This window comes from Anaerotignum faecicola (assembly GCA_024460105.1).
Lineage (GTDB): Bacteria > Bacillota > Clostridia > Lachnospirales > Anaerotignaceae > JANFXS01.
Genome location: JANFXS010000491.1, coordinates 1 through 402, shown reverse-complemented (window position 1 = coordinate 402; position 402 = coordinate 1). Strand labels below are relative to the sequence as shown.

Below are 402 nucleotides of genomic sequence, written 5' to 3'. Positions count from 1 at the left end.
CGGCGAACATGTATACACAGAAAATCCGCAACTATCTGCATGATGAACGCCCCGAACTCGGTGTGAGAATCTTTATGATGCATCCGGGCAGAATGCAGACGGTTATGGGAGCGGAGAACGCACAGATCCCTTCATCAGAATCCGCAGAAGGCATCTATAAGGTGATAGAGGGGGAGACAGACCCGAAACTGGAAATACCGTTTATCAACTATAAAGGGGAAGCCATGCCGCACTGACCGCGGAAAAGGAAGATTATGAGAACTTATAAAATAGGCATCATCGGGTGCGGCAGCATAAGCAATACCTACATTCCCGATATACAGAACATTTATCACGATCACGAAATACACGCAGTCGCGGACGCAGATCTTAATCGCGCCGGGGAAACTGCAAAGAGATTCG

General features: G+C 48.3%; 1 protein-coding gene. It reads left to right on the top strand.

The window, feature by feature from the left end:
• On the top strand, positions 1-236 hold a 236-nt coding region (locus tag NE664_15040), incomplete at its 5' end, for a hypothetical protein (protein ID MCQ4727948.1).
• Between the last annotated feature and the right edge of the window lie 166 nt (positions 237-402).